Raw genomic sequence first — 17,533 nt, 5'->3', positions numbered from 1 at the left:
CCTCGTTTCTTGAGATTTGTTGAAGCTAGTATATAGACTCAAGCTTAAAGCTAACTGATATCAGTTTTCTTTAAGGAAAGAGGAGAAAGAAGGGGAGGGGTTTCTTCTATAAAATGTCATTTTTTAGGACATTTCTTTCTTTTTTCTCGAAGGGAACGTCAAAAATCATTTTTTAAATCCTAAAGATAATTCTTGCCTTTGTTCCAAAAGTCTGGTATAATAGTTTCTTGTGAGTAAACCTCACTTACCCCTTGCAAAGACTTGGGGTCATTAGTCCAAAAGGAGGAACATTATCAATGGCTAAATACGAAATTCTTTATATTATTCGTCCAAACATTGAAGAAGAAGCTAAAAACGCTTTGGTAGCACGTTTCGATTCTATCTTGACTGACAACGGTGCAACTGTTGTTGAATCAAAAGATTGGGAAAAACGTCGTCTTGCATACGAAATCCAAGATTTCCGTGAAGGACTTTACCATATCGTAAACGTTGAAGCGAACGACGCTGTAGCTCTTAACGAGTTCGACCGTCTTTCAAAAATCAACGGTGACATTCTTCGTCACATGATCGTAAAAGTTGACGCGTAAGAAATCATCAGAGGTGACTTATGATTAACAATGTTGTACTTGTCGGTCGTATGACCCGTGATGCTGAACTTCGCTACACTCCAAGCAATCAAGCAGTTGCTACTTTCAGCCTAGCTGTCAACCGCAACTTCAAGAGTCAAAATGGAGAGCGCGAAGCCGATTTCATCAACTGTGTGATCTGGCGTCAGCAAGCAGAAAACTTAGCCAACTGGGCTAAGAAAGGTGCTTTGATTGGGATTACCGGTCGCATTCAAACACGTAATTACGAAAACCAGCAAGGTCAACGTGTTTATGTCACTGAAGTCGTAGCAGACAGCTTCCAACTATTGGAAAGCCGTGCAGCACGCGAAGGGCATGCAGGTGGTGGCTATTCATCAGGCAACGGTGGTTTTGCTGGAAATGCAACCCCAAGCTTTGGTGGATCTGAACCAAGCAATGCAGCGCCAAATTTTGGTCGTGAAGAAAATCCATTTGGAGCTAATCCAATGGATATCTCAGATGACGATCTTCCATTCTAAGAATGGGTTTAACGAATTAAAACTATAAAGGAGAATTAAACATGGCTCAACAACGTCGTGGCGGATTCAAACGCCGTAAAAAAGTTGATTACATCGCAGCAAACAAAATCGAATATGTCGATTACAAAGATACTGAGCTTCTTAGCCGTTTCGTTTCAGAACGTGGGAAAATCCTTCCTCGTCGTGTAACTGGAACTTCAGCGAAGAACCAACGTAAAGTAACAACAGCTATCAAACGCGCTCGCGTAATGGCTTTGATGCCTTTCGTAAACGAAGATTAAAGAAAAGACCCGGGTGGGTCTTTTTTTCAGGTCCAGTGGACCTCTTTTTCACGAGCTTGAAAATAAAAAAGCGAGTAAGACCCTAACGGGTCTTTTTTTCACGAGCCTGGAAATGTAAGGGCGAGTTGAGGTCCAGTGGACCTCTTTTTCAGACCCTTTGGATTTTTTTTTTGCGAGCATAGAAATGTGATAGTGTGTTAGGTCCGTGTGAAGCTCTTTGATTTCCCAAGCTCTGATTATGCTATAATGAGGGGAGAAAGGTATCAAGGAGGGAACTATGAAGGAAGGTGTAATCATCAGGAGGATGATAGAGGCAGATATTGAGCACATCTCTCAAGCCTTTATCCACCAAGGGTGGCCGGGTAGAGAGGATATCTTGACTAGCTATTTTCAGGAGCAGGAGAATAGAGAGAGGGACGTATTAGTAGCTGAGTCGGATGGATTTGTGGCAGGCTATATCACTATATTGCCTGTTGCCAAGCACGGCCCTTTTGTGGGAGTCTATCCTGAACTATCTGATTTTAATGTTTTTGAACCATTTAGAAATCGAGGGATTGGGAATCAACTCTTAGAGGAGGCAGAAAAAAGAGTCCGGCTACTATCAGAGATTGTTACTTTAGGGGTTGGTTTACACTCGGGCTATGGCCCAGCTCAAAGACTGTATGTCAAACGGGGCTATACCCCTGATGGATCTGGAGTTTGGTTTAGGGATCAGCCCTTGGCCCCTTACAGTTCTTGTGAAAACAATGATGACTTAGTCCTCTATTTTTCAAAAAGATTGAACAAGAACATGCAGTAAAACAAAAACGGATGAAAACTTCATCCGTTTCTTTTTAGCGACGAGTTGCGGGTGCTGTGCTCGAACTTTTAATATTAAAGCGTTTCTTGAGATAGAAGCGAAGGACAAGCGCTAGAGCTCCTAAAACAATGGCAAAAACATCTGGAATAGTTGGGTTGAGGACTTGTGGGAGTAAGGAAGTAAAGGACAAGACAATGACCCAAAGGAACATGACTCCGACAAGAATCGGCATAGATTTCCAAAGAGAGGGACGCTCACTGCGATCTTTTGTGCCATCCATATACTGATAGAAGAAGTAGTACATGAGATACAAGAGCAGGGCCCCTGTCAAACTTCCAAGAATCAAGGTGATCAAACCATAGCCAGTACGATGCGGTGCGACCAAGTTCATAAAGGCGCTAATCGCAGCAAAGACACCAAAGATAAAGAGGAAGGAATCCAAAATCATAAGAGAGGGAGCATCGTTTAATTTCGGATGCTCTTTTTCATAGCGTTCTTTCTCGCTGAAAGAGTTCGCCCATACAGTTGGGGCTCCAAAAAGGGTCCGTGCCGGAATTCCTTTTCCTTGGTTTTCATGGATAGCTGGAAGAATTTCTTGGATGAGGCTTTCTGCTTCTTCCTCTGTCTTTCCGTTTTCAAGCAATTGGTGTTTGGCGATCCGGATAAATTCTTGATTTTTCTTACTAAGTTGATGAAGGTCGGTGTGAGACATAGTTACTCCTTTGATGTACAAGTTTGGTTAGAACCATTTTTTATGGATGAGGTAGACGACAAGAGACCCAGTGAGGGCAAAGGCGATGAAAATGATCAGCCAGAAGGCATGGGGTTCGCCATTGAGCGGAAGCTCATTGTCCTTGAAGTTCATACCATAGGCCGAAAAGATCATGGTCGGAATGGACATGACAATGGTAACGAGGGCCAGGGTCTTCATGATGTTGTTCTGGTTGTTGGAGATGATCGATGCGAAGGTATCGGTCATGGAGTGGAGGATATTTCCATAAATATCTGCCATCTCGATGGCCTGCTGGGTTTCGATCAAGGTATCTTCCAACAGATCCTCGTCTTCTAGGTATTTCTTGATGTTACTAGTAGCACTGGTCAATTTCTTGATCACGCGCTCATTGGTTTTTAGAGAGGCCTTAAAGTAGACGATGGTTTTCTCCAGCTCCATCAACTCAATCAGCTCTTCATTACGCGTTGATTTGTGCAATTGACTTTCAATCTGCTCGCTTTTGCGATCCAAGGTACGAAGCGCAGACAAGTAGAGTTCAGCGTTGCGATAGAGGATCTGAAAGATAAAGCGCGACCGCATAAAGGTATAGAAATTCCGCAAGCGTCGGTTGATAAAGATATCGAGAAGTGGCAATTTCTCCAAGCAAGTCGTGATAATAGCCTCTTCTGTTAGGATGATTCCCAAAGGGATGGTGACATAGTAGGTCTGATTGTTCCGCTCTTCCTTGATGGGAACGTCTACGATAATCAAGGTGTATTCGTCTTCGATGGTCATACGGGACATTTCTTCCGCATCGAGTGGTGCCCGTAAGTCTGCAATATCGATATTAAAAGCAGAGGCGATTTCCATCGATTCACTTTGAGAAGGGTTAACAAGGTTGATCCAGCTACCGGGTTCCAGCGTCTCTATTTCCTTAAATTCAGTCGTTGTCGATAAAAAGACCTGTTTCATGGTGCCTCCCCTTGTTTTTTTACACCTTAACATTATATCAGAAAAAGGACAGTTTTGGATAAAAGAATACTAAAAAATTTGTTATAATGGAGGTTAACAAAAAGGTGATTAGAGTAAGAATATGCAAGATAAAATTGTCATTCATGGGGCACGCGCCCATAATTTAAAAAATATAGACGTGGAAATTCCACGGGACAAATTAGTCGTGGTGACGGGTTTGTCTGGTTCTGGAAAGTCCAGTCTGGCCTTTGATACTCTCTATGCAGAAGGTCAGCGCCGCTATGTGGAGAGCTTATCGGCCTATGCTCGGCAATTCTTGGGAAATATGGAAAAACCAGATGTCGACTCTATTGACGGCTTGAGTCCAGCCATTTCCATCGACCAAAAAACGACCAGTAAAAACCCACGTTCTACAGTGGGGACGGCAACAGAGATCAATGACTACCTGCGCCTGCTCTATGCGCGTGTAGGGACGCCTTATTGTATCAATGGACATGGGGCTATTACCGCTTCTTCGGTTGAGCAAATTGTCGATCAAGTCTTGGAATTACCAGAGCGCCAACGCCTGCAAATTCTAGCTCCCATTATCCGCAAGAAAAAAGGCCAGCACAAGAATATCATTGAAAAAGTCCAAAAAGACGGCTATGTTCGGGTTCGAGTTGACGGTGAGATCTATGATGTGACAGAGGTTCCAGAACTGTCTAAAAGCAAACAGCACACGATTGAAGTGGTGGTGGACCGAATCGTGATCAAAGAGGGCATCCGCTCGCGTCTCTTTGATTCGATTGAGGCAGCCCTTCGGATAGCGGACGGTTATGTGGTGATTGATACCATGGATGGAAAGGAACTGCTCTTTTCGGAGCATTATGCTTGTCCAGTCTGTGGCTTTACCGTTCCTGAATTAGAGCCCCGTCTCTTTTCTTTCAATGCGCCTTTTGGATCTTGTCCAGACTGTGATGGGCTGGGTATTAAGCTAGAGGTGGACTTGGATTTGGTGGTGCCAGATGATCGCTTAAGCCTTCGCGAAGGAGCTCTTGCTCCTTGGAATCCGATCTCTTCTAACTACTATCCTCAGATGTTGGAGCAGGCCATGATCCATTTTGGTATTGATATGGATCAGCCTTTCTCAGATCTCTCTCAAGAAGAAAAGGACTTGGTTCTCTATGGTTCAAATGGCAAGGAATTCCACTTTCACTATGAAAATGAGTTTGGTGGGGTTCGGGATATCGAGATTCCTTTTGAAGGGGTCGTAAACAACATTCACCGTCGTTTCCGTGAGACCAATAGTGATTTCACCCGCAACCAAATGCGCTCTTATATGAACGAATTGACCTGTGCGACCTGCCATGGCTACCGTCTCAATGACCAAGCTCTCTCTGTTCGTGTTGGTGGGGAGACAGGGATGCATATCGGGGAGGTGTCAGATCTATCGATTGCGGACCACTTAAAAGCTGTGGATCAGTTGGTCTTAACAGACAATGAAGCCACGATTGCAAGACCGATTCTAAAAGAGATCAAAGATCGCTTGACCTTCTTAAACAATGTAGGCCTTAATTACTTGACCTTGTCACGCTCAGCTGGGACCTTGTCAGGTGGAGAAAGCCAGCGCATTCGCTTAGCAACCCAGATTGGCTCCAATCTTTCGGGTGTCCTTTATATCTTGGATGAGCCGTCAATCGGCCTCCATCAAAGGGACAATGACCGCCTGATTGCCAGTCTCAAAAAGATGCGTGATTTAGGCAATACCTTGATCGTCGTCGAACACGACGAAGATACCATGAGAGAAGCAGACTACCTGATCGACGTCGGCCCAGGTGCCGGTGTCTTTGGTGGAGAGATCGTTGCTGCGGGAACTCCAAAGCAGGTGGCTCGTAATAGTAAATCCATTACCGGCCAATATTTGTCCGGCAAGCGCAAGATTCCGGTTCCAACAGAGCGCCGTTCAGGAAATGGTCGTTCTATTGAAATTACAGGGGCCAGTGAGAACAACTTACAAGATATCACAGCACGTTTTCCTCTGGGCAAATTTATTGCGGTCACTGGAGTTTCTGGCTCTGGGAAATCGACCTTGATCAATGGCATCTTGAAAAAAGCCATCGCTCAAAAGCTCAACCGCAATTCGGAAAAACCAGGGAAATACAAGACCATTCAGGGGATTGAGCATATCGATCGCTTGATCGACATTGACCAAAGCCCGATTGGCCGGACTCCTCGTTCCAATCCAGCGACCTATACAGGCGTCTTCGATGACATTCGCGATCTCTTTGCTCAGACCAATGAAGCCAAAATTCGGGGCTATAAAAAAGGCCGCTTTAGTTTCAATGTCAAGGGCGGGCGTTGTGAAGCCTGCTCAGGAGATGGGATCATCAAGATTGAAATGCACTTCTTGCCGGATGTCTTTGTTCCTTGTGAGGTCTGCCATGGACGTCGTTACAATAGTGAGACCCTCGAAGTCCACTACAAGGAAAAAAATATCGCAGAAGTGCTAGATATGACGGTCAATAAGGCAGTCGAATTCTTCAAGCACATTCCAAAAATTGAACGCAAACTCAAGACCATCCAAGATGTGGGCTTGGGCTATGTAACACTGGGGCAACCAGCGACCACCCTTTCAGGTGGGGAAGCGCAGCGAATGAAGTTGGCTTCTGAATTGCACAAGCGCTCTACAGGAAAATCCTTCTATATCTTGGATGAACCAACGACCGGACTCCATACCGAAGACATTTCTCGCTTGATCAAAGTCTTAGAGCGTTTTGTGGATGATGGCAATACAGTACTTGTGATTGAGCACAATTTAGATGTTATTAAGACAGCAGACCATATCATCGATTTAGGACCAGAAGGTGGTGTCGGTGGTGGAACCATTATTGCGACCGGAACACCAGAAGAAGTAGCAGCAAATCCTGCTAGCTACACAGGACAATATTTGAAAGGAAAATTACAATGAATCAACGGATCAGCAACTTAAGAAACAAAATGAAAGCCCAAAACCTCAAAGCGGTATTGATTAACAATTTGAAAAATGTTTATTATTTGACCAATTTCTGGGGTTCAAACGGGACCGCTTTGGTGACAGAAGAACGCGTGGTCCTCTTTACAGATTCGCGCTACACCATCCATGCCCATGCGACTTGTTTCCCCTTTGTAGAGATTGTGGAAACACGCGATGAGTTGACTGCAGCTGCAGAGATCGTTAAGGATCTTGGAATCAAAGAACTTGGTTTTGAGGACGAAGTGACGGTGGCCTACCATGCCCGCATGGCTTCTGTTTTCAGTGGCATCAGCCTTCAATCCCTAGCGAATTTTGTAATGGAATTGCGCTTGATTAAGGATAAAACGGAGATTGCAGCCATTAAAAAAGCTTGTAGCATTTCTGATCAAGCCTTCCATGATATTTTAGACTATATCAAGGTAGGGAAAACGACTGAGTTGGAAGCAGCGACTTTCCTCGACTTTAGAATGCGGGAGTTGGGAGCTTCTGGTGTATCTTTTGATATTATCTCAGCAGCTGGTGAACGCTCTGCCATGCCTCATGCGACTCCAAGTGATCGGGTGATTTCAGCAGGAGATGCCTTGACCCTTGATTTTGGTTGCTTGTATGATCACTATGTCAGCGATATGACACGGACTATCTATGCAGGACATGTCAGCGACAAGGAAAGAGAGATTTACGAAACCGTTTTGAAAGCCAATCAAGCCTTGATTGATGCTGCTAAAGATGGACTTGGCTTCCGTGATTTTGATAAAATCCCACGTGATGTGATCGAGGCAGCCGGCTATGGTCAATACTTTACTCATGGAATCGGTCATGGAATTGGGCTAGATATCCACGAAGAGCCATACTTCAGCCAAACGTCTAAAGAAGCGATTCAAGCAGGGATGGTCTTAACAGATGAGCCAGGTATTTATATTGAAGGTCTCTCTGGTGTGCGGATCGAAGATGACCTCTTGATCACAGAAACAGGCTGTGAAGTCTTGACCCTTGCTCCTAAAGAATTGATTGTCCTATAAAATAGACAGTATTTTCTTAACCCCTGTGTAACAAACAAAGATAAGAAAAGAGGCCTATGAAAAAACGAAGTGTAATAGTTGGAATTCTTCTAGTAGTCCTGCTATTTGTATTTGCTCCTTCTGCCCATGCTGGTGTTGGTAATACAGATAGTGGTGGCAGTAGCTTGATTGATTCAGGTGGTGGTAGCAGTTGGTCCGATAGTGGCAGTAGCTGGTCGGGTGGCGGAAGCAGTTGGTCTGATGGAGGAAGTAGCTGGTCTGGTGGATCCAGTAGCTACAGTTCTGGTTCTGGAACAGACTCTGGTGGTGTAGTAGCAATTTTTGCTATCGTTGGATTGATTGGATTTATCTATAATATTGCAAAAGAAGCTAATGATAGTGATGAATCATTTTCTTCAAATAGTGGTCCAAAACGGACAACCGAAGAACGGGCTGGTCGACCAATTGAGAACAACTATGAAGCGATTCGCCGTATCCGTAAACTGGATCCAATGTTTGATGAAGACCGCTTCTTGTCGCAAGTCAAGCTGGTTTATCTTCAATTGCAGTCTGCCTGGACAGAAAAAGATTGGAATTCTGTGCGGAACTTAGAAAGTACGAGTCTTTATGAGCAGCACTTGACGCAGTTGCAAGAGCATATTCGTGCCAAAACAACCAATGTTCTAGAGCGCGTGCGTGTGGAAGATTCGAAGATCAAAGACTTTATCGAAAATCCAGAAGGCAATGACCGCATCGAAGTCATTCTGTCATCGATGATGAGAGATTACATCCGAAATGACGAAACAGGCCGTGTGATCGAAGGGGATCCAACCAAAGATCTCTTTACCGTTTACCGCATGGTCTTCCTCCGTGAACATGGAGCGCAGACAGAGATCATTAAGAATTCCGAAGTCGTTAGTGATCACTGTCCGAACTGTGGTGCGCCATTGACGATCGATTCAATCGACAAGTGTGAATATTGCCAAGCATCCTTGAAGCACAATCCAAAAGATTGGGTCTTAGATGTCTACGAAGTTGTGGATGAAATTGAATTCTACAGATAGGAGAATGTATGGGATTTATTAAAGCAGCCCTTTCAGCGGGCATTTCAAGTTTTCAAGATAGTAAATTTAAGGAAGCCATTACCTTGCCAGAAGCTGTTCCAGCAACAGCTTTGGCCATTAAGGGACAGCTCTTAACCAAAGATCCAGATGGGCGCTCTCGTCAGAGCAACCAAAATACAGGCCTATTGACAGATGGCTCTGTTGTCATTGTTCCCCAAGGCTATGTTGCTCTCTTGGTCAATAATGGAACTTTTCTAGGAGACCTTCTAGAAGCAGGGAGCCACGAATGGCAAGCCGGTGAAAATGCCTGGTTGTTTGAAAAGGGGGGTGTGAAAGGAACGTGGGATCAGTTCAAGAATCGTTTCTCATTTGGAGGCCAAGTGGTCACCCAACAAGAAATTATTTTTGTGCGGATGCAACCTTTTACAGGAAATAAATTTGGCACCCAAAATCCAGTTGAGTACTTTAGCGACCGTTACCAACAACTTCTTAGCATTCGTTTTTATGGTCTTTATGATGTTAAAGTAGCAGATCCTGTACTCTTTTACATCAGTACAGTCAGTCGTCAAATCACTGCAGATAAGCCGTTTACCTTGGAAGATGTGGCTCAGGGAACCTTGCGCCAAAATCTGGCTCCAAAAATTGCAGTGGCTATTTCAAAATATACGGCTGAAAATAAGGCAGACATCTACAATATCAATGCGGACCAAGATGTCTTCAATGAAGTTGCAAAACGCGAAGTCAACAAAACTTGGACAGAATTATATGGTATCGAATTAACCAATGTCCTCATCGAAGATTTGAGCTACGATGCAGACAGTATGGCCAAGGTCAATAAACTGGACAGTGAATTGGCAGCGATGAAGTACAATACCATTGAAATCGAAGAACGTCGTGCTCGCAATGAAGCCTTGGTCGCAGCTGCTAAAAATGAAGGTGGTAATGGCATGAACATGATCATGGGGATGAACTTGGGTCAAGCCCTTGGCAATGACCTTCAAAAACAAGCCTCTCCAGCTCAAGACAAGCCTCATACCTTCTACATTGAAGTAGATGGAAAGTATGTCCATGTCACCAAAGATGCGGATGGCAATATTGTGCCTGTGGATCAATAAGGAATTGTGAAGATGGAGTTGGAGATGTAGAGATTCGAAGGACTCGTTTCTGCAATCTCTCTCCGCCTTCTAGCCTTCCTAAAAAGGGAAAATTGCTGTTTGAGAAAAATCAAATAGTGTGTTACAATAAAGAGTAATCTATTTTTAAAAAAGAGGTAATAAAACATGATTGAAGCAAGTAAATTGAAAGCTGGTATGACTTTTGAAACAGCTGACGGAAAATTGATCCGCGTTTTGGAAGCTAGCCACCACAAACCAGGTAAAGGAAACACTATCATGCGTATGAAATTGCGTGATGTCCGTACTGGTTCAACATTTGATACAAGCTACCGTCCAGAAGAAAAATTTGAACAAGCGATTATCGAAACTGTCCCAGCTCAATACTTGTACAAAATGGATGATACAGCCTACTTCATGAACACGGAAACATATGACCAATATGAAATTCCAGTTGTGAATGTAGAACAAGAATTGCTTTACATCCTTGAAAATTCAGAAGTAAAAATTCAATTCTACGGAAGCGAAGTGATCGGTGTAACAGTTCCTACAACTGTTGAATTAACTGTTGCAGAAACTCAACCATCTATCAAAGGTGCTACAGTGACTGGTTCTGGTAAACCTGCTACAATGGAAACTGGTTTGGTCGTAAACGTTCCTGACTTCATCGAAGCTGGACAAAAATTGGTCATTAACACTACTGAAGGAACTTACGTTTCTCGTGCATAAGAGACATCTCAGGGTGTCAAATAGAAAGGAACTTCTATGGCAACTGAACAATTTGGTGACATCGTTATTGCACCACGTGTATTAGAAAAAATTATTGCGATTGCGACAGCAAAAGTAGAGGGTGTCTATTCGCTTGAAAACAAGAGTGTTTCAGATAGCTTATCCAAACGCTCCCTTGGACGTGGCGTCTACCTTCATACAGAAGAAGATGGTCAAGTTTCAGTAGACATCTATCTCTATTTAGAATATGGAGTGGCTGTACCATCTGTCGCTGTAGCCATTCAAAAAGCGGTTAAGTCTGCAGTTTATGATATGGCAGATGTAACCTTGGATGCTGTCAACATTCACGTTGTTGGTATCGCAACGGAAAAATCTCCAAAACCAGACTTGAAAGACTTGTTTAATGAGGACTTCCTCAATGACTGATGAAATTTTATTAGAATCACGTCGAGATTTGCGTGAGCGTGCCTTCCAAGCCTTGATGGCCTTGGAATACGATGGAGACATTGTTGAAGCTTGTCGCTTTGCTTATCTACATGACAAGGACCTAGCAGAAGACAAAGAAGTCGATCTTCCTGCCTTTCTCATGAATCTCGTGACGGGTGTCTATCAGTCAAAAGATCAACTAGACCAACAAATCGGTCAACATTTGAAAACCGGCTGGACTGTTGAGCGCTTGACCTTGGTAGAGAAAAATATCCTTCGTCTGGGAATTTATGAAATGACAGAGTTTGATACACCACAGATCGTCGCAGTCAATGAAGCGGTGGAATTGGCCAAGGCCTTTTCAGATGAAACCTCTTCACGATTTGTCAACGGTGTCCTCAGTCAATTTGTGACAGAAGAATAATTAAAAAAGAGCCGATGGCTCTTTTTTTGGTAAAAAATATCCCCACAGTTTCTACTGAGGGGATATTGCTTTTAGACACTTTTTCCAGAGTGGAGACTAACGGGCAAGAAATAACCGGTAGTCGCTACTTTTTTTCCTTCGATCTTTTGGAGTAAAAGATCCACCATGAGGATAGCAATGTCTTCGAGGGGTTGTTGGATGGTTGTCAGTTCAGGTGTATAGGTCTCGATGAACTGGGTTCCATCATAACCAATCACTTTCAAATCCTGGGGAATCTGAATATCTAATTCTCTAGCGACTTTCATGATCAAGATCGCCGTCAAATCATCGGAGGCAAAAATAGCGTCTGGTTTGTGGTGGGTTAAAATCTGTTTGATTTCCATTTCTTTGCGAATAGGGGAGAAATCACTGGAAACATTGATGATCATGGACTCAGGTAGAACTGATGCAAATCCCGCATGACGCAAGCCAGTTGGGGAGTTGGAGTTGTCATTACCTGTGATCATGATAATATTTCGGGCTCCGGTTTTTACTAAAGTTTCTGCTGCTAGCACTCCACCAGCATAGTTGTCTGAAGAAACAACCGGAATTTCTGGGGAGAGGTTGCGGTCAAAAGCAATGATAGGAGCAGTTACCCGGTTGTAATCTTCAATGCCCAAATTATGACTTCCTGAAATGATGCCATCTACCTGGTTAGCCTCCAACATCTCAATATATTCGCGCTCTTTCTCGGAGTCGTGCTCACTATTGCAGATGATGGTTTTATAGCCATGTTTGAAGAGTTGGTGTTCTAGTTTGTCGATTAATTCAGCATAGAAAACATTGCTGATGTTGGGAAAGATCAAGCCGACTAACTTGGCTGATTTTCCTTGGAGGCTTCGAGCAACATTGTTAGGTTTATAGCCTAATTCTCGCATGGCTTCTTGGACTTTTTGAATCGTTTTCTCAGACAGGTATCCTTTTTTATTGATAACCCGTGAGACAGTAGTAGGGCTGACACCGGCGAGTTTGGCGACATCAGTTAGCTTTGCGACCATAATCAAGTTCGTAGTAAGTTCCAGTAGGGGTTCCAGACTTGATCAAGATTCCATTTTGATCTGCATGTGGGTAGACCCGACCAGAAAATACTTTTTCTCCTTTATTGATAAAGATTTCAAATATCGAATTGTCAATGAAAATATTAGCGGTTGTGGCTTGGTTAGCGATTGGGCAGCTACGGCTCGTACCGAATTCTTGGGCATATTGCTCACCTGCCTGGCTACGATCCACTGTGACCAATCCTTTAGCCAGATCAAATGTGAGAGCTAAGCCCTTTCCTTCTGCATCGGCAAAGAGGACGATTTCGTTCTGGCTATCTTTTTCAAACTGCAATTCCAATTCATAGCAGTTCTTGGTTTGAGCCTTGTTGGCAAATGCCTCACTCTCAGCGCGCAAGTTCTTGATGGCTTCAACTGGGTATTGGTAGAGCTTGCCATCTTTGATGGTTAATTCTTTGACCAGTGAGAGAGATCCTTGGTAGTCATAGGAATCCGTTGGATAAGAAACGTCTGGAAGACCTAGCCAGCTAACAGCATAGGCGCGTCCATCGGGTGCATTAAATCCTTGAGTCGCATAGGCTTCAAAACCATAGTCGAGATTATGCAATTCGGATACATCGACCATTTCGGCCTTTTCTGGGTCAAAGCTTGCCCCGATCTTGTACATATTTGGATAGATATTGTCATAATCGAGAACGGCTTTATCTAAGCCTTGAGGGCAGTATAGGAGAACGGGTTGGTCTCCTACAAAGACTAGGTTGGGACATTCCATCATATAAGCTGTCCGATCGTTTGCAAAATCCAAGTCACCGACTGTAACCCAGTTGGAATAGTCATTATCTACAGCCTTATAGAGACGGATGAATCCTTTCTTCTCAAGGTCTTGACCACCAACGATAGCGTAGAATTGACCTTTGAAATTAAAAATCTGTGGGTCACGAAAGTGATCCGTAGAGTCAGCAGGTTGATCAATCAAGATTTTGTCAATTTTTTCAATCTTGCCGTCTTTATCCATCAAAGCACCGACTTGGTAAGGATGACGAACCCATTCTGCATCACGAACATTTCCGGTGTAGAATAAGAATAGTTTGTCACCAAACTGCATGGCTGATCCGGAATAAGCTCCATGGCTATCCAGATCTGTGTCTGGAAGAAGCGTTACACCAGTTTCTTTGAAATGAACCAAGTCTTCACTTTCTGTTTGTACCCATGATTTTAACCCATGGGCTGCACCAAATGGGAAATTTTGGTAAAACAAGATCCATTTTCCATCAAAGTAGGAAAAACCGTTAGGATCATTTAAGAGACCAGCTTTTGGCTCAACATGATAGTGTGTATGCCAAGGAGATTTGGCCATATGATCTTGGATGGCTTGCTTTTCCTCTTTTGTCCAGTCTTCGTAACGTCTGTAACGACGTTCAGTTGTCCATTCCATTTTATTCCTCCGAATTTTTTCTTACTTCCATAGTACCGATTTCCTATTAAAAATGCAAGCGATAAATGAAAAAAATGGCAAAAAATGTCAAACGATTGACAGCTATTTTGCAGCCTGAAGAAAAGAGGAGAAGTTGAAAATTTATGAAAATATGAAAGAAAATGAAAATAAAAGTCTGATTTAAAGCGCTAAAAAGCGTAGTACAGGCCTGTTTTAAAATGAAAATAGTTTCATACTGTCAAAAGGTGTCAAAAAGTCCAAAAAAGTTTCAAAAAAATCCTGCAAAACGCTTGACATATTTTCAATACGTGGTACAATTAAAAACGTAGAAACGATTTAACCGTTTACATTACAAAAAATAAGGAGATTTTTGCAAAATGTCAAATACAGAAATTGCAAAGCAGGTCATCGATGCAATCGGTGGGGTTGAGAACGTTAGCAGTGTTGCTCACTGTGCGACTCGTCTTCGCGTGATGGTAAAAGATGAATCAAAAATCAACAAAGATGTTGTTGAGAACATTGAAAAAGTACAAGGTGCTTTCTTTAACTCAGGTCAATACCAAATCATCTTTGGTACTGGTACTGTAAACAAGATCTATGATGAAGTAGTAGCTCTTGGCTTACCAACATCATCAAAAGATGAAATGAAAGCAGAAGCCGCTAAACAAGGAAACTGGTTCCAACGCGCGATCCGTACCTTTGGAGACGTTTTTGTTCCAATTCTACCAGCAATTGTTGCGACTGGATTGTTTATGGGGATTCGTGGTGCCATTGCTCAAGACCAGGTTTTGGCTTTGTTTGGCACAACAGCAGATGCATTTAAATCTACTGATTTTTATACCTATTCAACAATTTTAACTGATACCGCGTTTGCCTTCTTCCCAGCCTTGATTTCATGGTCTGCATTCCGAGTATTCGGAGGAAATCCTGTTCTTGGGATTGTAATTGGTTTGATGATGGTTAGTCCGACACTTCCAAATGCGTGGGTTGTAGCGGAAGATCCTTCTAAAGCAGCAACATACTTTGGTATCTTCCATCATGTGGTTGGATTCCAGAACTCAGTTCTTCCCGCTTTCTTCGTTGGTCTAATTGGTGCGAAACTTGAAAAGTGGCTCCATAAGAAAATTCCAGATGTCTTAGATTTGTTATTGGTTCCATTATTCACATTGACAATCATGTCATTCCTCGCTTTGTTTATTATTGGTCCATTCTTCCACAGTATCGAAGAATATGTACTAAATGTAACTAAGTTTATTTTGAATTTACCATTTGGTCTTGCAGGTCTTCTTATTGGTGGCGTTCATCAGTTGATTGTCGTTACCGGCGTCCATCATATCTTTAATCTTCTTGAATCACAATTAATTACTGCAGATAAAAAAGATCCATTTAATGCAATTATTACAGCGGCTATGACTGCACAAGCTGGAGCTACTTTAGCAGTGGCAGTGAAATCTAAATCTCAAAAAGTGAAAGCTCTAGCATTTCCTGCAACTATCTCTGCCTTGTTAGGTATTACTGAGCCTGCAATCTTTGGTGTAAACTTGCGTTATGTGAAACCATTCGTTATTGCTTTGGGAGCAGGTGCAGTAGGTGGTTGGATTGCATCTATGTTAAATCTTGCTGGTACAGGATTTGGTATTACAATTATTCCAGGAACGCTTCTCTATCTAAACGGTCAATTATTGAAATATGTATTTATGGTTGTATTTACAACTGCCCTAAGTTTCGGTTTGACTTATATGTTTGGTTATGAAGATGAAGCTTCATCAGTTCCTGCAGAGGACAAAGAAGCAGAAGCTATTATTGAAGAAGAAACAACTGGAGCTCTTCCAGCATCTCTTCAAGACGAAACCATTATCTCTCCGATCGTTGGTCAAGCTGTTGCTTTGTCTGATGTGAATGATCCTGTCTTCTCAAGTGGAGCGATGGGACAAGGAATTGCCATCAAACCAACTGAAGGCGTTGTCTATGCACCAGCTGATGCTGAAGTAACCATTGCTTTTGCAACTGGTCACGCTTACGGTTTGAAGACCGCTAATGGTGCTGAAATCTTGATCCACGTTGGGATTGATACCGTATCAATGAACGGTGAAGGATTTGATCAAAAAGTAGCTCAAGGTGATAAAGTGAAAGCTGGTGATGTCCTTGGTACATTTGATGCAGCGAAAATTGCCGCAGCTGGTCTTGAAGACACAACTATGGTGATCGTCACTAACACAGCTGACTATGCTTCTGTCACACCTGTTGCAACTGGATCTGTTGCGAAGGGTGATGCGATCATCGAAGTCAAAGCTTAATCGAAACAATAAGTTTTCAAGGACTGGTCTATCATCTCCAGTCCTTGAATTTTATTTCTCAAAAAAAGTGTGTTTTTTCTTTAGAGAAGAGAAAAAGATTGACTACAAAATATGCTATAATAAATACAGGATATTTTTCATAATAAAAAAGGAGCCAACATGACAAAATTATATGGAAGTTTGGAAGCTGGCGGTACAAAATTTGTTTGTGCGGTTGGTGATGAAAACTATAATGTTGTGGAAAAAGTACAATTTCCAACAACCAAGCCAATTGAGACGATTGATAAGTGTATTGAATTTTTCTCAAAATTTGAGGATCTAGTTGGGCTTGCGATTGGTTCATTTGGACCAATTGATATCGATCCAAATTCAAACACTTATGGTTTCATCACAACGACTCCAAAACCAAATTGGGCCAATGTAGATATCGTTGGGGCCTTCCGTCGTGCCTTGAATGTACCTATCTATTTCACAACAGATGTGAATAGTTCTGCCTATGGAGAAGTGGTCGCACGCAACAATGCGGGTGGTCATATCGAAAACTTGGTTTACTATACAATCGGAACAGGAATCGGAGCTGGTGTCATCCAACGTGGTGAGTTTATCGGGGGAGCTGGGCACCCAGAAATGGGACACTACTATGTGGCCCAACACCCAATGGATGTGGAAAAAGAATTCAAGGGTGTTTGTCCTTTCCACAATGGCTGTTTGGAAGGTTTTGCGGCTGGTCCTAGTCTCGAAGCTCGTACGGGTATTCGTGGGGAAAACATTGAACTCAACAGCAATGTATGGGATATTCAAGCCTACTACATCGCACAAGCAGCAGTGAATGCGACAGTTACCTTCCGCCCAGACGTCATTGTCTTTGGAGGAGGAGTCATGGCTCAACAACATATGTTAGATCGTGTTCGCACGAAATTTACTGCCCTCTTGAACGGTTACCTCCCTGTACCTGATGTGAGAGATTATATTGTGACACCTGCAGTTGCCGGCAATGGTTCAGCGACCTTGGGGAACTTTGTCCTTGCAAAAGAAGTGAGCGAAAAGCTTAAAAAATAAGCAGCAATTGTCTCTTAGAGGTTAGAAACAAGAGCGAGGAGGCTGGGACAAAAGTCCTAGCCTCTCAATTATTTTTGGATTGTCGAGCAAG

Annotated in this window: 17 protein-coding genes; 13 read left to right on the top strand and 4 right to left on the bottom strand. The window is 42.9% G+C overall.

Annotation, left to right across the window (positions count from 1 at the left end; all coding sequences use genetic code 11):
* Nucleotides 1-296: 296 nt before the first annotated feature.
* The 4 genes from rpsF to LIZ08_RS02335 all read left to right on the top strand — a co-directional run bounded on the left by rpsF (nt 297) and on the right by LIZ08_RS02335 (nt 2,185).
* Entirely contained in the window at nt 297-587 is a 291-nt protein-coding gene (gene rpsF, locus LIZ08_RS02350; protein WP_003005040.1) for a 30S ribosomal protein S6, read from the top strand.
* Between the two features lie 20 nt (nt 588-607).
* The gene (locus LIZ08_RS02345; RefSeq protein WP_003008622.1) at nt 608-1,105 is read left to right on the top strand and encodes a single-stranded DNA-binding protein; all 498 of its coding nucleotides are present in this window, start codon (nt 608-610) and stop codon (nt 1,103-1,105) included.
* Nucleotides 1,106-1,146: 41 nt separating this feature from the next.
* A complete protein-coding gene (gene rpsR / locus LIZ08_RS02340; RefSeq protein WP_000068664.1) occupies nt 1,147-1,386 on the top strand; it encodes a 30S ribosomal protein S18 in 240 nt (79 codons plus the stop codon).
* Nucleotides 1,387-1,663: 277 nt separating this feature from the next.
* Complete coding sequence (locus LIZ08_RS02335) at nt 1,664-2,185, top strand: GNAT family N-acetyltransferase (protein WP_061590909.1); 522 nt, start codon at nt 1,664-1,666, stop codon at nt 2,183-2,185.
* Nucleotides 2,186-2,219: 34 nt separating this feature from the next.
* On the opposite strand, the gene LIZ08_RS02330 is transcribed toward LIZ08_RS02335, so the two are convergent.
* Together LIZ08_RS02330 and LIZ08_RS02325 are read right to left on the bottom strand one after the other, a co-directional pair.
* Complete coding sequence (locus tag LIZ08_RS02330) at nt 2,220-2,897, bottom strand: DUF1129 domain-containing protein (RefSeq protein ID WP_061590910.1); 678 nt, start codon at nt 2,895-2,897, stop codon at nt 2,220-2,222.
* 27 nt (nt 2,898-2,924) lie between these two features.
* Nucleotides 2,925-3,869, bottom strand: coding sequence for a magnesium transporter CorA family protein (locus LIZ08_RS02325; protein ID WP_003005422.1), 945 nt, complete (start codon nt 3,867-3,869; stop codon nt 2,925-2,927).
* A 121-nt stretch (nt 3,870-3,990) separates the two neighbouring features.
* Here LIZ08_RS02325 and uvrA point away from each other — a divergent pair, with 121 nt between their 5' ends.
* From uvrA to nusB, 7 genes are all read left to right on the top strand, one after another.
* On the top strand, nt 3,991-6,816 hold the full coding sequence (gene uvrA, locus LIZ08_RS02320; protein WP_227038179.1) for an excinuclease ABC subunit UvrA: 2,826 nt from the start codon (nt 3,991-3,993) through the stop codon (nt 6,814-6,816).
* Nucleotides 6,813-7,880: a M24 family metallopeptidase gene (locus tag LIZ08_RS02315; protein WP_125826570.1), complete on the top strand. Its 1,068-nt coding sequence runs from the start codon at nt 6,813-6,815 to the stop codon at nt 7,878-7,880. Before uvrA ends, LIZ08_RS02315 begins: the two co-directional genes overlap by 4 nt.
* A 56-nt stretch (nt 7,881-7,936) precedes the next feature.
* Nucleotides 7,937-8,923, top strand: a complete 987-nt coding sequence (locus LIZ08_RS02310) for a TIM44-like domain-containing protein (RefSeq protein WP_125826569.1) — start codon at nt 7,937-7,939, stop codon at nt 8,921-8,923.
* A gap of 8 nt (nt 8,924-8,931) precedes the next feature.
* The gene (locus LIZ08_RS02305; protein WP_070675238.1) at nt 8,932-10,038 is read left to right on the top strand and encodes an SPFH domain-containing protein; all 1,107 of its coding nucleotides are present in this window, start codon (nt 8,932-8,934) and stop codon (nt 10,036-10,038) included.
* Nucleotides 10,039-10,203: 165 nt separating this feature from the next.
* Nucleotides 10,204-10,764 carry an elongation factor P gene (efp, locus tag LIZ08_RS02300; RefSeq protein ID WP_003005479.1) on the top strand — a complete coding sequence of 187 codons (561 nt, stop codon included), beginning with the start codon at nt 10,204-10,206 and terminating at the stop codon, nt 10,762-10,764.
* Nucleotides 10,765-10,800: 36 nt separating this feature from the next.
* A complete protein-coding gene (locus LIZ08_RS02295; protein WP_003005404.1) occupies nt 10,801-11,190 on the top strand; it encodes an Asp23/Gls24 family envelope stress response protein in 390 nt (129 codons plus the stop codon).
* Nucleotides 11,183-11,614 carry a transcription antitermination factor NusB gene (nusB, locus tag LIZ08_RS02290; protein ID WP_003008602.1) on the top strand — a complete coding sequence of 144 codons (432 nt, stop codon included), beginning with the start codon at nt 11,183-11,185 and terminating at the stop codon, nt 11,612-11,614. The genes LIZ08_RS02295 and nusB overlap by 8 nt, the downstream gene beginning before the upstream one ends.
* Nucleotides 11,615-11,685: 71 nt before the next feature.
* Here the strand turns inward: nusB and LIZ08_RS02285 are convergent, their stop codons facing one another.
* Together LIZ08_RS02285 and LIZ08_RS02280 are read right to left on the bottom strand one after the other, a co-directional pair.
* The gene (locus LIZ08_RS02285) at nt 11,686-12,651 is read right to left on the bottom strand and encodes a LacI family DNA-binding transcriptional regulator (protein ID WP_049471835.1); all 966 of its coding nucleotides are present in this window, start codon (nt 12,649-12,651) and stop codon (nt 11,686-11,688) included.
* Nucleotides 12,632-14,086: a sucrose-6-phosphate hydrolase gene (locus tag LIZ08_RS02280; RefSeq protein WP_227038178.1), complete on the bottom strand. Its 1,455-nt coding sequence runs from the start codon at nt 14,084-14,086 to the stop codon at nt 12,632-12,634. The genes LIZ08_RS02285 and LIZ08_RS02280 overlap by 20 nt, the downstream gene beginning before the upstream one ends.
* Before the next feature lie 377 nt (nt 14,087-14,463).
* Here LIZ08_RS02280 and LIZ08_RS02275 point away from each other — a divergent pair, with 377 nt between their 5' ends.
* Nucleotides 14,464-16,383: a sucrose-specific PTS transporter subunit IIBC gene (locus LIZ08_RS02275; RefSeq protein WP_003008594.1), complete on the top strand. Its 1,920-nt coding sequence runs from the start codon at nt 14,464-14,466 to the stop codon at nt 16,381-16,383.
* 159 nt (nt 16,384-16,542) lie between these two features.
* Complete coding sequence (scrK, locus tag LIZ08_RS02270; protein ID WP_003016958.1) at nt 16,543-17,442, top strand: fructokinase ScrK; 900 nt, start codon at nt 16,543-16,545, stop codon at nt 17,440-17,442.
* The last annotated feature ends 91 nt before the right edge of the window (nt 17,443-17,533 follow it).

Source organism: Streptococcus sp. 210928-DFI.4.42 (assembly GCF_020554365.1).
In the GTDB taxonomy this organism is placed as follows: Bacteria; Bacillota; Bacilli; order Lactobacillales; family Streptococcaceae; genus Streptococcus; species Streptococcus parasanguinis_S.
This window is presented reverse-complemented; position numbering and strand designations above follow the sequence as displayed.

Bases quoted from the DNA above. Each gene is read 5' to 3' on its own strand.
- uvrA (WP_227038179.1), top strand. From the start codon at position 3,991: ATGCAAGATAAAATTGTCATTCATGGGGCACGCGCCCATAATTTAAAA.
- rpsR (WP_000068664.1), top strand. From the start codon at position 1,147: ATGGCTCAACAACGTCGTGGCGGATTCAAACGCCGTAAAAAAGTTGAT.
- LIZ08_RS02295 (WP_003005404.1), top strand. From the start codon at position 10,801: ATGGCAACTGAACAATTTGGTGACATCGTTATTGCACCACGTGTATTA.
- LIZ08_RS02310 (WP_125826569.1), top strand. From the start codon at position 7,937: ATGAAAAAACGAAGTGTAATAGTTGGAATTCTTCTAGTAGTCCTGCTA.
- rpsF (WP_003005040.1), top strand. From the start codon at position 297: ATGGCTAAATACGAAATTCTTTATATTATTCGTCCAAACATTGAAGAA.
- LIZ08_RS02305 (WP_070675238.1), top strand. From the start codon at position 8,932: ATGGGATTTATTAAAGCAGCCCTTTCAGCGGGCATTTCAAGTTTTCAA.
- LIZ08_RS02315 (WP_125826570.1), top strand. From the start codon at position 6,813: ATGAATCAACGGATCAGCAACTTAAGAAACAAAATGAAAGCCCAAAAC.
- LIZ08_RS02325 (WP_003005422.1), bottom strand. From the start codon at position 3,869: ATGAAACAGGTCTTTTTATCGACAACGACTGAATTTAAGGAAATAGAG.
- LIZ08_RS02275 (WP_003008594.1), top strand. From the start codon at position 14,464: ATGTCAAATACAGAAATTGCAAAGCAGGTCATCGATGCAATCGGTGGG.
- scrK (WP_003016958.1), top strand. From the start codon at position 16,543: ATGACAAAATTATATGGAAGTTTGGAAGCTGGCGGTACAAAATTTGTT.
- LIZ08_RS02285 (WP_049471835.1), bottom strand. From the start codon at position 12,651: ATGGTCGCAAAGCTAACTGATGTCGCCAAACTCGCCGGTGTCAGCCCT.
- nusB (WP_003008602.1), top strand. From the start codon at position 11,183: ATGACTGATGAAATTTTATTAGAATCACGTCGAGATTTGCGTGAGCGT.
- LIZ08_RS02335 (WP_061590909.1), top strand. From the start codon at position 1,664: ATGAAGGAAGGTGTAATCATCAGGAGGATGATAGAGGCAGATATTGAG.
- efp (WP_003005479.1), top strand. From the start codon at position 10,204: ATGATTGAAGCAAGTAAATTGAAAGCTGGTATGACTTTTGAAACAGCT.
- LIZ08_RS02345 (WP_003008622.1), top strand. From the start codon at position 608: ATGATTAACAATGTTGTACTTGTCGGTCGTATGACCCGTGATGCTGAA.
- LIZ08_RS02280 (WP_227038178.1), bottom strand. From the start codon at position 14,086: ATGGAATGGACAACTGAACGTCGTTACAGACGTTACGAAGACTGGACA.
- LIZ08_RS02330 (WP_061590910.1), bottom strand. From the start codon at position 2,897: ATGTCTCACACCGACCTTCATCAACTTAGTAAGAAAAATCAAGAATTT.